Origin of the sequence: Isoptericola sp. S6320L (genome assembly GCF_023015685.1) — a bacterium.
Lineage (GTDB): Bacteria > Actinomycetota > Actinomycetes > Actinomycetales > Cellulomonadaceae > Isoptericola > Isoptericola halotolerans_A.
The window spans coordinates 1-12,891 of the sequence record NZ_JALKAT010000052.1 but is presented as its reverse complement, the minus strand read 5'-3'; the positions used below and the strand labels follow the sequence as shown (position 1 = coordinate 12,891).

Genomic DNA, 12,891 nt, shown 5'->3' with positions numbered 1-12,891 from the left:
GTCGTGCACCCACAGCGGCTGTGAGGACGGCCACCAGCTCCTGGCCCCACTCGTCGTGCGGCACGCCGACGACGCACACCTCGGCGGCCAGCAGCTCGCCGAGCACCGCCTCGACCGCGGCCGGGGCGACGTTCACCCCGCCCGTGACCACGACGTCGTCCGCGCGGCCGACCACCCGGAGCACGCCGCCGTCGACCGCGCCGAGGTCGCTGGTGCGGAACCAGCGCCCGTCCGGGCCGTCGACGAACGCCGCCGCCGTGGCGACGTCGTCCCCGAGGTAGCCGGTCGCGAGCACCGGACCGGCGATCTCCACGACGCCGGCCTCCTCGTCGACGGGAGCGAGGCGGACCCGCACGCCCGGCAGCGGGACGCCGTCGTAGACGGAGCCCCCGGCCGTCTCGGACATGCCGTACGTGCGCACCACGGGGACGCCGGCGTCGCGGGCGCGCTCCAGCAGCCGGGGCGGGGTCGCGGCACCGCCGAGCAGGACGGCGCCGCACCGGGCGAGCGCGTCGAGCGCGGCCGGTGCACCGCCGTCGGCCGCCTCGACGACGCGGTGCAGCTGGGTGGGTACGAGCGAGACGTGCACCGGGTCGTCACCGGCCAGCGGTCCGGCGAGCAGGTCGGTCAGGCCGTCCGGGGTGAACGGGCCGCCGCCCGCGGCGGTCAGCGGCGTGCCGGCCAGCAGCGACCGGGCGATCACCTGCATGCCCGCCACGTGCGTGGCCGGCAGCGTGAGGACCCAGCGGCCGGGGGCGCCGAGCCGGTCCGCGGTCGCGGCGGCCGACGCCCGCAGGGCCGCGGCGCTCAGCGCGACCTCGCGCGGCGTCCCCGTCGAACCGGACGTACGCACGACCAGCGCGGTGCCCGACGGCGGCACGTGCGCCGTGAGGCGGGGCAGCGGGGCGACGGGTGGGCCGCCGTCCAGCGCACGGCGCATGCCGTCCACGAGCGCGGCGAGGTCGGGGGTGCTCACGGCCTCACGATAGGCCGCGCCCGGCGTCGGCCCGCACGGCCGGTGCGCCGCCCCGCTCGCACCCGGCCCCGCTCGCACCCGGCCCTGCTCGCACCCCCCGCGCTGGCCGACCCCGCCGGACGGGATACGGGCCTCCCGTGCGCCCGTGGTGCATCCTGTGGGGACGAGGAGGTGCCATGACGCTCAGGAGAGCAGCGTCCGCGGTGCTGGCGGCGTCGTTGGTGCTCGCCGCCGCCGGGTGCGCACCGGGGACCGACCCGCAGAGCGCCCCGCGGGTCACGGTGGCCCCGGACGTGTCGCGGGCGAAGATCGCCCCGCCCGCCGTCGTCGTCCCCGAGCCCGAGCCGGAGCCCGAACCGCCGCGCTGGCCGTTGACGGGCGTGCGGACGGGCACCGCGAAGGTCCCCGAGCGGCCCGCGGTCGCCGTGAAGATCGAGAACTCCGCCGCGTCGCGGCCGCACACCGGGCTGCACCGCGCGGACGTCGTGTGGGAGCAGGTCGTCGAGGGTGGCATCAGCCGGTTCGTCGCGGTGTACCACTCGACCTACCCGCGCCAGGTCGGTCCGGTGCGCTCCGTGCGCCCGATGGACCCCGCGACGGTGGCGCCCCTGCGGGGCATCCTCGCCGCGTCCGGCGGGCAGCCGCCGTTCCTGCGGGCGGTCGAGAGGTCCGGCACGCAGCTGCTGACCAACGACGACGGCGACCGCGGGTTCTGGCGCAGCAGCTCGCGTGCCGCGCCGCACAACGTCTACGGGAACGTCAAGACGTTCGCGCGGCAGGCCGACCGCAAGCGCGCCGAACCGCCGAAGGCCGAGTTCGAGCACGCGACGAAGCGCCGGGACGCCACGGCCCGGGCCGAGGGGAAGAAGGGTCGGACGGCGGACGTGCGGCTCTCCCCGGCGCAGCGCACCACGTGGACGTGGGCCGGGGGGTCCTACCGGCGCAGCGACGACGGCCGGGCGTCGATGTCCTCGGGCAAGCGCGTCACGGCACGCAACGTGCTGCTGCTGAAGGTCGACGTCACCAGCACCGGCTACCGGGACCCGAGCGGCGCCTCCGTCCCGAAGGCGGAGCTCGTCGACCGGGGCAGGGGGATGCTCCTGGGCGGGGGCCGAGCCGTGCCGGTCACGTGGTCCAAGAAGGGCACCAAGGCGCCGCTGCGGCTGTCGCTGCGCGGTGGCGGTGACGTGCTGCTCGAACCGGGGAACACGTGGGTGGAGCTGGTGCCGCGGGGCTCCGGCTCGTGGGACGTGTCGTGAGGGAGCGTCGATGACCGTACGGTTCGCGCGGCGGGCGGCGCCGGGGGCGCTCGCCCTGATCGCCGTGCTCGTGACCGCCTGCGGTGGTGACCCGGAGCCGGCACCGACGACGACGGTCCCGGCCCCCGTCGAGGCGCAGAAGACCGCGCCGCCCACGCCTGACGCGCCGATCGTGTGGCCCCTGACCGGCGTCGAGACGGACGAGGTGGCCGCCCGCCCGGCGCTCGCGGTCAAGATCGAGAACGACCCGGTCGTGCGCCCGCAGACCGGCCTCGACGCCGCCGACATGGTCTGGGAGCAGGTCATCGAGGGCGGCGTCACCAGGTTCGTGGCCGTCTACCACTCGCGGGTGCCGGACGCCGTCGAACCGGTCCGCTCGGTGCGACCGATGGACCCGGCGATCGTGGCGCCGCTGGACGGGATCCTCGCCTACTCCGGCGCGCAGCAGCCGTTCATCGACGACGTCCGCGCCGCGGGCACGCAGTCGGTGATCATGGACGCCGGCGATCCCGGGTTCCGCCGCGACCCCGGCGCCGCTGCCCCGCACAACGTGATCGGCGACCCGCAGGCGTTCCTGGCACGGGCCGACGGCGAGCGCACCGCACCCCCGCCGGCCCAGTTCGCGTTCGCCGCCGAGGGCAGGAGCACGGCCGTGGCCGACGGCGCGGAGCGGTCCTCGCTGGACGTCCACCTGTCGCCCCGCCAGACCGCCGGGTGGGACTGGGACGCCGACGCCGGTGCCTGGCTGCGCCGCGAGGGTGCCGACCCGTCGATGGCGGCGTCGGGGGAGCGGCACGCCGCGGCGAACGTGGTGGTGCTGGAGGTGGAGGTGGTGGACACGAGCTTCAAGGACCCGGCGGGCGCGCCGGTGCCGGAGACGCAGCTCGTCGGCTCGGGAACGGCCTTCGTGGCGAGCGGCGGCAGGGTCCTCGAGGCCGAGTGGTCCAAGGAGTCCGTGCGCGACCCGGTCGAGCTCGTGGCGGGCGGCGAGCCCGTCGAGCTGGAGCCGGGCGCGACCTGGGTCGAGCTGCTGCCGACGTCCGGCGGGCTGGACGTCAACCCCTGACGGCGCTCAGAAGGCGTACGGGAAGCCCGACCAGTCGGGGTCGCGCTTGGCGAGGAACGCGTCCCGACCCTCGACGGCCTCGTCGGTCATGTAGGCGAGCCGCGTCGCCTCCCCGGCGAACACCTGCTGGCCCATGAGCCCGTCGTCGGCCAGGTTGAACGCGAACTTGAGCATGCGCACCGCCTGCGGGGACTTCCCGGCGATGGTCCGCGCGTACTCCACGGCGAGGCCCTCCAGGTCCTCGTGGTCCGCGACCTCGTTGACGGCGCCCCAGCGCTCGGCGTCGTCCGCCGAGTACTCCCGCGCGAGGAAGAAGATCTCCCGCGCCCGCTTTTGCCCGACCTGGCGCGCCAGGTAGGCCGAGCCGTACCCGCCGTCGAACGAGCCGACGTCGGCGTCGGTCTGCTTGAACTTCCCGTGCTGGCGGCAGGCGATCGAGAGGTCGGCCACGACGTGCAGCGAGTGCCCGCCCCCGGCGGCCCAGCCGTCGACGACGGCGATCACCACCTTGGGCATGGTGCGGACGAGGCGCTGGACCTCCAGGATGTGCAGGCGCCCGGCGCGGGCCGGGTCCACGTGGTCGGCCGTGTCGGCGCCGTCGACGGGCCGCCCCGCGCCGTCGGCCGTCGTGTACTGGTAGCCGGAGCGGCCCCGGATGCGCTGGTCGCCGCCGGAGCAGAACGCCCAGCCGCCGTCCTTGGGGGACGGCCCGTTGCCGGTGAGCAGCACGGTCCCGACGTCGGAGGTCATGCGGGCGTGGTCCAGCACCCGGTACAGCTCGTCGACGGTGTGCGGACGGAACGCGTTGCGCACCTCGGGCCGGTCGAACGCGACCCGGACGACCGGCAGGTCGCGCACGACGGCGCCCGCTGCGTCGCGTTCCACGCCCCGGTGGTACGTGAGGTCCGTCAGGTCGTCGAACCCGGCGACGGTGCGCCACCGGGAGGCGTCGAACGTCGCGGAGACGGGTGTGGGAAGGTCGCTGGTGCTCACGCGGGCCAGCGTAGTGCGCCCCGTCGACCGCCGGCCCGGGGTGACTCGTTCTGCACAGTGCAGTCCAGCCGGGCTGCACAGTGCAGCCCGGCTGGCCTGCGACGCCGATCGGCTCCTCGCAGACCTGAACACCTTCGGCCTCCTCTTCGAGTCGTTGGTGGTCCGAGACCTGCGCGCCTACGCCGATGCCCAGGACGCACGGGTCTTCCACCACCGCGACTCCGACAACCTCGAGATCGACGTGGTGCGTCTGACGCTCACAGGTGGATGGTCACGTCGCCCTCGTCGCGCAGGGTGGCCACGATGCCGTCGACGGCCGCGGCCTGCTGCTCGCCCACGGCCTGCTGCGCGAGCTGGTCGCGGACGTCCTCGAACGGCGGGATCTCGGCCTGCGAGGCACCCTCGCCACCCTGGGACCCCATCTGCTCGACGAGGGTGTCGTACTGCTCGCGCAGCTCGTCCTCGCTCGGCTCCTCGATGTCCGCCTCGGCCTCGATGTAGGCGTTGACCTGGAACTGGGCGGCCGCGTCCTCGCGCACCTCGTCCTCCGAGATGCCCTGCTCGCCGAGGGCGGCGACCACCTCGTCCGCGGACTGCAGCCCGTTCTGCGCCGCGATGCCCTCGAGCGTGGTCTCGATGTCCTCGTCGGTGGCCTCGATGCCGGCCTCCGTGGCCGCCTGCGTCAGCAGCCGGTTGCCCACCAGCTGCTCGGCGACCTGCTGCTTGAGGGCGTCCTGGTCGACCTCCTGGCCGGTGGTCTGCTGCGACATCGCCGCCTGCTGCAGCTGGCCCTCGTAGGCGGTGACGAACTCCGCACGCTCGACGTCCTCGCCGTTGACCTCGGCGACGACGTCGGGCACGTCCTCCAGGTCCGGCTCGGGCGCGCCGGCGCCCGCCTCGGAGGAGGCCTCGGCGCTCGGGCTGCTCGGGGGGGTCTGGTCGTCGGTCTCGGACGTGCAGCCGGCGAGCGCGACGACCGCGGCCACTGAGAGCGCGACGAGCGGGCGCTTGATCGACATGGTCACTCCTCGTGATGGGTGCTGGTTGACCGACCGTATCCACACCAACCTGGGAACGAGTCGACCGGGCGATCAGGTGACGTTCAGGAACGGGTGCAGTGCGCCTGCCGCCCGGGCGTGCTCGGGCTCTTGCAAGGCGTGCCGAGCATCCGCGCGCGTCGTCCTGAAAATCTGCACACGCGGGAGGCACCATGGACGCATGGACACGATGCCACCTCGAGACACCGAGGTCGCCGACCCGGACGAGGTCGTCGACGAGCTCATCGCCTACGACGCCGCCGCCCTGCGCCGTGCGACCGCCACGACCCAGGCCGTCCCGGTGGTGCCGGCTCGATCGCCGGGCCGCTGGGTGCACGGCAGGCTGCCCGACGAGTTCACCGACTGACGCGGTGCCCGCGGCCGCGCGTCCCGGCTCGCTCGTCCTACCCTGAGGGCGTGCCCGCCATCCTTCCCGCGACGAGGCAGGACCGGTTCGTCTGGTCGTCCCCGCTGCGCACCCAGTTCCGCCACCTCGACGTCCGCGACGGCGTGCTCCTGCGCGGCGAGGCCGGCTGGGGCGAGCTGAGCCCGTTCTGGGACTACGACGACGGCGAGTCGGCCGCGTGGCTGCGCGCGGCCCGGGAGGCGGCGGACCACCCGTTCCCCGCGCCGGTCCGCGACCGGGTCCCCGTCAACGTGACCGTGCCGGCCGTCGGGCCGGAGCGCGCCCGGGAGATCGTGATGGCCTCCGGTGGGTGCCGCACGGCCAAGGTCAAGGTCGCGCAGCGCACCGTCGGTGCGGGCGGCACCCCAGGACCGGTCGAGCCGGTCGACGCCGAGATCGCACGCGTGGAGGCCGTCCGCGCCGCGTTCGACGACGCCGGGATGCCCGACGCCGCGATCCGCGTGGACGCCAACGGGGCCTGGACGCTCGACGAGGCGCTGCGCCGCATCCCGCTGCTGGACGCCGCAGCCCGCGGCCTGGAGTACGTCGAGCAGCCGTGCGCCACGGTGCCCGAGCTCGCTGCGGTCCGCCGCGGCACCGACGTGCCCGTCGCCGCCGACGAGTCGATCCGTCGCGCCGCCGACCCGCTGCGGGTGGTGCGCGAGGACGCCGCGGACGTCGTCGTGCTCAAGGTGCAGCCGCTCGGCGGGGTGCGGGCCTGCCTGGAGCTCGCCGAGCAGGTGGGGCTGCCGGTCGTCGTGTCCTCCGCGCTCGAGTCGTCCGTGGGGCTGGCGGCCGGTGTGGCGCTCGCAGCGGCGCTGCCCGAGCTGCCGCACGCCTGCGGGCTGGCGACCTCCCAGCTCCTCGTGCACGACGTGACCGACCACCCGCTGCTGCCCGTCGACGGTGCGCTGCCGGTGCGGCGTGTGGCCCCGGACGCGGACGCCCTGGCCGCGGCCACGGCGTCCCCGGAGCTGCGGGACCGGTGGTTCGCGCGGCACGACCGGTTGGCCGCCCTGCTCGCGACGGGGCGTGCCGCGTGACCGGGGTGCCGCCGTCGGGCAGCCCCGCGGTGGAGGCTGCCCGCGCCCTCGTGGCGGACCTGGTCGCCCAGGGCGTGCGCGACGTCGTGCTGGCCCCCGGGTCCCGCTCGGCCCCGCTCGCCTACGCGCTCGCCGAGGCCGACGCGCGCGGCGACGTCGTCCTGCACGTCCGGATCGACGAGCGCTCGGCCGGCTTCCTGGCGCTCGGGCTGTCGCGCGGGTCGGCCCTCGGTCCAAGGTCCGACGGCGGCACGCCGGCTGCGCGACCGGTCGCCGTGGTCACGACGTCGGGCACCGCCGTGGCGAACCTGCACCCCGCGGTGCTCGAGGCGCACCACTCCGGCGTGCCCCTCGTGCTCCTGACCGCCGACCGGCCGCACGAGCTGCGCGGCACCGGCGCCTCCCAGACCACCGACCAGGTCGGGATCTTCGGGACGGCGGTGCGCGCCGCCGTCGACGTCCCGGCGCCCGACGGCCGGGCCGGGGAGGTGCGTGACCTGCTCGCCGTCGTGCGGCGCACGGTGGCGGCAGCGCGCGGCGCACGAGACCTGCATCCCGGACCGGTCCACCTCGACCTGGCGTACCGGGACCCGCTGCACCCCGCGGACGACGGGACCGGCCCGGTCGGTGGCTCCGCCGGGTCCGAGGCCACGCCGGTCGCCGAGTCCCGCCGTGCGGTCGAGGTCGTGCCGCCCGTCGCCGGTCCGGGCGCCGACCCGGCGCTGCCCGGCGACGGGGCGCGCACGCTCGTCGTGGCGGGCGACGGTGCCGGACCCGCCGCGCGGCGGCTGAGCGAGGCGCAGGGCTGGCCGTTGCTCGCCGAACCCTCCTCGGGCAGCGCCGACGGACCGCTCGGCGTCGTCGCCTACCGGTCGGTGCTCGGAGCCGCCGGTCTCGCGGACGACGTCGAGCACGTCGTGGTCCTCGGGCACCCGACACTCTCGCGGCCCGTGCAGCGCCTGCTGGCCCGCCCCGACGTCGCGGTCACCGTCGTCGCACCGGGCGGCGGCCCGTGGCCCGACGCCGCTCGCAACGCGACCCGCGTGGTCGGCGCCCTGCACGAGCGATGGTTCGCGCCCACCCGGCCGGCCGACGGCGGGGCCTTCGCCGCGCGGTGGCGGGCGGCGAGCGACGCCGCGGCCGCCGTCGTGGCGGCCGCCACGACGGACGAGGCCGTGCAGGGCGGTCTGCGCACCGCGCCGCACGCGGCGCTCGCCGTCGCGCGCGCCGTCGTCGCCGTCAGCGGTGCCGACGACGTCCTCGTGGTGGGTGCGTCGAACCCGGTGCGCGACCTCGACCTCGTGCTCGGCCTCGATCCGGGACCCGCGCCGACCGTGCTCGCCAACCGCGGCCTGGCCGGGATCGACGGCACGGTGTCCACCGCGACGGGCGTCGCGGTCGAGGCCGGCCGTGCGGGCCGGCGTGCGCGGGCGCTGGTCGGCGACCTGACGTTCCTGCACGACGTGGGCGGCCTGCTGCGGGGGCCGGGCGAGCCCGCCGTGGACCTCGACGTGATCGTGGTGAACGACGACGGCGGCTCGATCTTCGCGACGCTCGAGCACGGGGCGCTGGCGGCGACCGGCCCGGCCGCGGAGGCGACGTTCGAGCGGGTGTTCGGCACCCCGCACGGGGCGCACCTCGCGCAGCTCTGCGCGGGGTACGGCGTGGACCATCAGCTGGTCGACGACGTCGCGTCGTTGCGGCACGTCCTGGCGGGGCCGTCGCAGGGGGTCCGGGTGGTCGAGGTGCCCGTGGCCCGCGCGGCCCGACTCGAGGAGTCCCGCGACCTCACCGCCCGCATCCACGCCGAGGTAGGGCGAACCCTCGCGAGGTAGTGGGCCGCGCCGCGGGGTAGTGGCTCGCCCTGCGAGGTAGTGCGTGGCGCCGCGAGGTAGTGGCTCGCCCCGCGAGGTAGTGCCGAATGTGCCTGGGTAGTACAGGCCTGACCTGCGGCGATGTGGATTACCAGGGAGTTCACAGGTTCACCCAAGGGGTGCTCCAGGAACACGGTGTTCCCTGGTACCAGGACATCGAGGGAGAGGGCACATGAGCACCGACAACACGTCACCGCAGCGGCCGTCCGACGGCGAGCACCCGATCGAGCAGCCCACCGAGCCGCAGCCGCGGTTCCAGCAGTCGCACCAGCAGCCGCAGCAGGGTCAGACCGAGCGGCCCCGGTCCGCAGACTTCGCGCACCCGTCCGCGCACCAGCCGCCGTACCGCGCCGCGGACCCCCGGGCGCCCTACGGCGGCGGCACGCCGTCGTACCAGCCCGGCTCTCAGCAGCCCGGTCCGCACGGTGCGCAGTACCAGCACGCCCCGCAGTCCCAGCACCCCGCGCAGTACCAGCACACCCAGCACCCACAGGCCGGTCACCCGCAGGGCAACCAGTCCGGGGCGCCGCGCCAGCGGTCGGTGTGGGTCCCCGTGGTGGCCGCGGCGGCGGGTGCCGCCGTGCTGGCGAGCGGAGCGACGTACGCGCTCACCGGCCCCCTGGCCGACGACACCGCCGCGTCCTCGCTCGCCGAGGTCGGCGCCCCGGAGCAGTCCGAGGCGGCTCCCGTGGCGAGCTCGAGCGACCAGAACCCCGACTGGCAGGCCGTCACCGCCGCCGTCGCGCCGTCCGTCGTCGCGATCCAGGTCACCGGCCAGTCCGGCGGGTCCGAGGGCTCCGGCGTCGTCCTCGACGCCGAGGGGCACGTCCTGACCAACAACCACGTGGTCGCCGGGGGGTCCGAGGGGACGGTCCAGGTCACGCTCAGCGACGGTCGCCTGTACGAGGCGACGATCGTGGGCACCGACCCGACCACCGACCTCGCCGTCGTCCAGCTCGACGACGCCCCGGACGACCTGGAGCCCGCCACGTTCGGCGACTCGGACGCCGTGCAGGTGGGCGACTCGGTGCTGGCCGTCGGCAACCCGCTGGGCCTGGCGAACACCGCCACGACCGGCATCGTCTCGGCCCTCGACCGGCCGGTGGCCGCGTCGGGCGAGGGTGGCAGCGAGGTCGTCGTGACCAACGCGATCCAGATCGACGCCGCGATCAACCCCGGCAACTCCGGCGGGCCGCTGTTCGACGCGCAGGGCCGCGTCGTCGGCATCACGTCGTCGATCGCCACGCTCTCGGGCGGTGCGAACCAGTCCGGCTCGATCGGCCTCGGCTTCGCGATCCCGGTCAACCTCGGGACCAGCGTCGCCGACCAGCTCATCGAGGACGGCACCGCGGAGCACGCGTTCCTCGGTGTGGCGCTCGGCGACGCGACGGCGACGGCCGACGACGTCACCCGCCGCGGGGCCGAGATCGGTGAGGTCACCGAGGGCTCGCCCGCCGCCGAGGCCGGTCTCCAGGCCGGCGACGTGATCGTCGCGGTGGACGAGGACTCGGTGAACGGCGCGGAGTCGCTCACCGCGTACGTCCGCGAGCGCACGGCCGGCGACCAGGCCACCATCACCTACGTCCGGGACGGGCAGACGCAGACGGTGGACGTCACGTTCGCCGTGCGCGAGGAGACGACCGGCTCGGGGTCGCAGGGTGGCCAGGGCGAGCAGCCGGGCGCTCCCGGCCAGGGCCAGGACGGGCAGGGCTCCGACGACGGCACCGGTCAGGGCGGCGAGTCCTCCGACCCGACGCAGCCCGACAACATCCCCGGCTGGCTGCGCGAGATGTTCGGCGACTGACCCGACAGACTCCCGCGGCGGTGCGGCGTGCCCCCCCCCTTCGTCCACGCGACGCCGCCGCGGGCACCGTCGGACGCAGTCGGTCCGTGCGGTCACCTGCGGCCGGTCCGGCACCTCGTGTGCCGGGCCGGCCGCATCGTCGTGCCGGCTCGCTGTGCCGTATCGCCGTGCCGGGGGCCGTCAGGCGGCGCCGAGCGCCCAGGACATCGGCACCAGCTTCGCCTCGGACTCGGCCAGCTCCGCCTGCGGGTCGGACGCCGCCACGATCCCGCAGCCGGCGAAGAGCCGCACGTGGCGCGGGTCGTCGCCGAGCTCCGCGGACCGCAGCGCGATGCCCCACTCGCCGTCGCCGTCGGCGCCCACCCAGCCGACCGGACCGGCGTAGCGGGCGCGGTCCATGCCCTCGATCTCCCGGATGAGGTCGCGAGCGGCCACGGTCGGGGTCCCGCACACCGCCGCGGACGGGTGCAGGGCCGCCGCGAGCGTCAGCGAGCTCGCCCGGGCGCCCGGGTCGAGCACGGCCGTGACGTCGGACGCGAGGTGCATGACGTTCGGCAGGTGGAGCACGAACGGCGCGTCCGGCACGTTCATCGAGGAGCAGAACGGCTCGAGGGCGTGCGCCACCGAGCTGACGGCGAACTCGTGCTCCTCCAGGTCCTTCGACGAGCGGGCGAGCTGGGCGGCGTGCAGCAGGGCGTCGTCGTCGCTCATCCCCGGCTCGCGACGGATGGTGCCGGCCAGCACGCGGGACGTGACGAGCCCCTTCTCGCTGCGGACGAGCAGCTCGGGCGTGGCCCCCACCATGCCGCCCACGGAGAAGGTCCAGCACGAGGAGTAGCCGTCGGCGAGACGGCGCAGCACCCAGCGCGGGTCCACGGGCCGTTCCGCGGTGGCGAGCACCTCGCGCGCCAGGACGACCTTCTCGAGCTCGCCGGCCTGGATGCGCTCGACCCCCTCGGCGACGACGGCGGGCCAGTCGCGGGCGGCCACGGCGCCGTCGGCGAGGGTCACCCGCCCGGGGTCGGTGACCGGTTCGCGGAGCGTCCGGGCCAGCGCTGCGGGACCGGGGGCGTCGAGCTGGTCCGCGGGAGCGATCGTCGTCATCCACGACACGTCGCCCCGCCGTCCGACGACGACCCGCGGCACGACGAGCGAGCCCTCCGGGCGGGCGCCGTCGAAGTGGTCGCCCGTGCCGCCGTCGTCGAACGCGAAGGTGCCGAACGCCACGGGACCCGTGCCGGGCAGGCCGACCTCGTCCCGGACGACGGCGCGGGCGAGCGTCGCGCGCCAGGCGGCCTCGGCGTCGGCGAACCGGCCGGGTCCGAACGTGTCGAGCCGCAGCGCCTCGCCCCAGCCGACCAGGCCGTCGCCGCGGCGCACCCACGTCAGGGGCCGGGTGTCGGGCAGCAGGTCGACCAGTGCCGTGAGGTCGGCGGGGAGAGGGTCGATGCGCGTGGTGCGCACGACGAGCGGCTGGGGCTCGGTGGCGTGCGAGCGGCTGCCGGAGGACGCGCCCGACGGCGGTACCGGCGCCGGGTGGGGCGTGGCGGACATCGGGCCCAGGATACGCCGACGCGCGCCCGTGGCACCCGGGTGCCGGGGTCCCGGGCGACCGCGCGGGGCAGACGTGGCACGATGGCCGACGTGTCCCGCGCCAGCCTGGAGAAGAACCCTGCCGAGGTCGCGTCGATGTTCGACGGGATCGCCCGGCGGTACGACGTGACGAACGACCTGATCTCGCTCGGGCAGGACCGCCGGTGGCGGCGAGCCACCGTCGCGGCGGTCGGCGCGCACCCCGGTGAGCGCGTGCTCGACCTGGCGGCCGGGACGGGGACCTCCAGCGAGCCGTTCGCGGACGCCGGCGCCGTCGTCGTCCCCTCGGACTTCTCGTTCGGGATGCTCCAGGTCGGCAAGTCGCGTCGCGGCGACCTGCCGTTCGTGGCCGGGGACGCCACGCGGCTGCCGTTCGCGGACGCCGCGTTCGACGCGGTGACGATCAGCTTCGGTCTGCGTAACGTCGTCGACACCTCGGCCGCGCTGGCCGAGATGCTGCGGGTGGTGCGGCCGGGCGGCCGCATCGTCATCTGCGAGTTCTCGCACCCGACGTGGGCGCCGTTCCGGCAGGTCTACCTCGAGTACCTCATGCGGGCGCTGCCGGCCGTGGCAGCCGCGGTGACGCGGGACAAGGGCTCGTACGAGTACCTGGCGGAGTCGATCCGCGCCTGGCCCGACCAGGAGGCGCTGGGCCGGCTGATGCTGGCCGCCGGGTGGTCCCGCGTGGGCTACCGGAACCTGTCGGGCGGCATCGTCGCCCTGCACCGCGCCGTCCGTCCCTGAGGTCCCGCACCCCGACGGGGCGCCGAACGTCGTCGCGCGTCGAACGTCGTCGCCTGCCGAACGTCGTCGCCTGCCGAACGTCGAGGTCCGGACCGC

Annotated in this window: 11 protein-coding genes and 1 pseudogene; 8 read left to right on the top strand and 4 right to left on the bottom strand. The window is 75.8% G+C overall.

The window, feature by feature from the left end; translation table 11 throughout:
* Positions 1 to 976: AMP-binding protein (locus tag MWU57_RS17400; protein WP_246910948.1), on the bottom strand; the 976-nt coding region annotated here is incomplete at its 3' end.
* 176 nt (positions 977 to 1,152) lie between these two features.
* On the opposite strand from MWU57_RS17400, the gene MWU57_RS17395 reads away from it, so the two are divergent.
* Both MWU57_RS17395 and MWU57_RS17390 read left to right on the top strand, forming a co-directional pair.
* Positions 1,153 to 2,235, top strand: a complete 1,083-nt coding sequence (locus MWU57_RS17395; RefSeq protein ID WP_246910947.1) for a DUF3048 domain-containing protein — start codon at positions 1,153 to 1,155, stop codon at positions 2,233 to 2,235.
* A 10-nt stretch (positions 2,236 to 2,245) separates the two neighbouring features.
* Positions 2,246 to 3,301: a DUF3048 domain-containing protein gene (locus MWU57_RS17390; protein ID WP_246910946.1), complete on the top strand. Its 1,056-nt coding sequence runs from the start codon at positions 2,246 to 2,248 to the stop codon at positions 3,299 to 3,301.
* A gap of 6 nt (positions 3,302 to 3,307) precedes the next feature.
* On the opposite strand, the gene MWU57_RS17385 is transcribed toward MWU57_RS17390, so the two are convergent.
* Positions 3,308 to 4,294 carry a 1,4-dihydroxy-2-naphthoyl-CoA synthase gene (locus tag MWU57_RS17385; RefSeq protein ID WP_106264993.1) on the bottom strand — a complete coding sequence of 329 codons (987 nt, stop codon included), beginning with the start codon at positions 4,292 to 4,294 and terminating at the stop codon, positions 3,308 to 3,310.
* Between MWU57_RS17385 and MWU57_RS17380 the strand changes: the two are divergent.
* Positions 4,200 to 4,529, top strand: a pseudogene (locus MWU57_RS17380) (hypothetical protein); the annotation flags it as partial. The gene MWU57_RS17385 and the pseudogene MWU57_RS17380 sit on opposite strands and share 95 nt — an antisense overlap.
* Before the next feature lie 22 nt (positions 4,530 to 4,551).
* Here the strand turns inward: MWU57_RS17380 and MWU57_RS17375 are convergent.
* Entirely contained in the window at positions 4,552 to 5,313 is a 762-nt protein-coding gene (locus tag MWU57_RS17375; RefSeq protein ID WP_246910945.1) for a SurA N-terminal domain-containing protein, read from the bottom strand.
* Between the two features lie 199 nt (positions 5,314 to 5,512).
* Between MWU57_RS17375 and MWU57_RS17370 the strand changes: the two genes are divergently transcribed.
* From MWU57_RS17370 to MWU57_RS17355, 4 genes are all read left to right on the top strand, one after another.
* Positions 5,513 to 5,698 carry a hypothetical protein gene (locus MWU57_RS17370; protein ID WP_106264997.1) on the top strand — a complete coding sequence of 62 codons (186 nt, stop codon included), beginning with the start codon at positions 5,513 to 5,515 and terminating at the stop codon, positions 5,696 to 5,698.
* A gap of 50 nt (positions 5,699 to 5,748) precedes the next feature.
* Positions 5,749 to 6,780 (top strand): o-succinylbenzoate synthase, encoded by a 1,032-nt coding sequence (locus MWU57_RS17365; RefSeq protein ID WP_246910943.1) that lies wholly within the window; start codon positions 5,749 to 5,751, stop codon positions 6,778 to 6,780.
* Positions 6,777 to 8,615: a 2-succinyl-5-enolpyruvyl-6-hydroxy-3-cyclohexene-1-carboxylic-acid synthase gene (gene menD, locus MWU57_RS17360; RefSeq protein WP_246910941.1), complete on the top strand. Its 1,839-nt coding sequence runs from the start codon at positions 6,777 to 6,779 to the stop codon at positions 8,613 to 8,615. Before MWU57_RS17365 ends, menD begins: the two co-directional genes overlap by 4 nt.
* A 211-nt stretch (positions 8,616 to 8,826) precedes the next feature.
* Positions 8,827 to 10,458 carry a trypsin-like peptidase domain-containing protein gene (locus MWU57_RS17355; RefSeq protein WP_246910939.1) on the top strand — a complete coding sequence of 544 codons (1,632 nt, stop codon included), beginning with the start codon at positions 8,827 to 8,829 and terminating at the stop codon, positions 10,456 to 10,458.
* A 180-nt stretch (positions 10,459 to 10,638) separates the two neighbouring features.
* Here the strand turns inward: MWU57_RS17355 and MWU57_RS17350 are convergent, their stop codons facing one another.
* Entirely contained in the window at positions 10,639 to 12,012 is a 1,374-nt protein-coding gene (locus MWU57_RS17350) for an isochorismate synthase MenF (RefSeq protein ID WP_246910938.1), read from the bottom strand.
* A gap of 90 nt (positions 12,013 to 12,102) precedes the next feature.
* Between MWU57_RS17350 and MWU57_RS17345 the strand changes: the two genes are divergently transcribed.
* Positions 12,103 to 12,795, top strand: coding sequence for a demethylmenaquinone methyltransferase (locus MWU57_RS17345; RefSeq protein ID WP_106265229.1), 693 nt, complete (start codon positions 12,103 to 12,105; stop codon positions 12,793 to 12,795).
* Positions 12,796 to 12,891: the final 96 nt, after the last annotated feature.

Excerpts from the sequence above, each read along its gene's own strand:
- MWU57_RS17395 (WP_246910947.1), top strand. The coding sequence starts at position 1,153 with ATGACGCTCAGGAGAGCAGCGTCCGCGGTGCTGGCGGCGTCGTTGGTG.
- MWU57_RS17390 (WP_246910946.1), top strand. The coding sequence starts at position 2,246 with ATGACCGTACGGTTCGCGCGGCGGGCGGCGCCGGGGGCGCTCGCCCTG.
- MWU57_RS17375 (WP_246910945.1), bottom strand. The coding sequence starts at position 5,313 with ATGTCGATCAAGCGCCCGCTCGTCGCGCTCTCAGTGGCCGCGGTCGTC.
- MWU57_RS17370 (WP_106264997.1), top strand. The coding sequence starts at position 5,513 with ATGGACACGATGCCACCTCGAGACACCGAGGTCGCCGACCCGGACGAG.
- MWU57_RS17355 (WP_246910939.1), top strand. The coding sequence starts at position 8,827 with ATGAGCACCGACAACACGTCACCGCAGCGGCCGTCCGACGGCGAGCAC.
- MWU57_RS17350 (WP_246910938.1), bottom strand. The coding sequence starts at position 12,012 with ATGTCCGCCACGCCCCACCCGGCGCCGGTACCGCCGTCGGGCGCGTCC.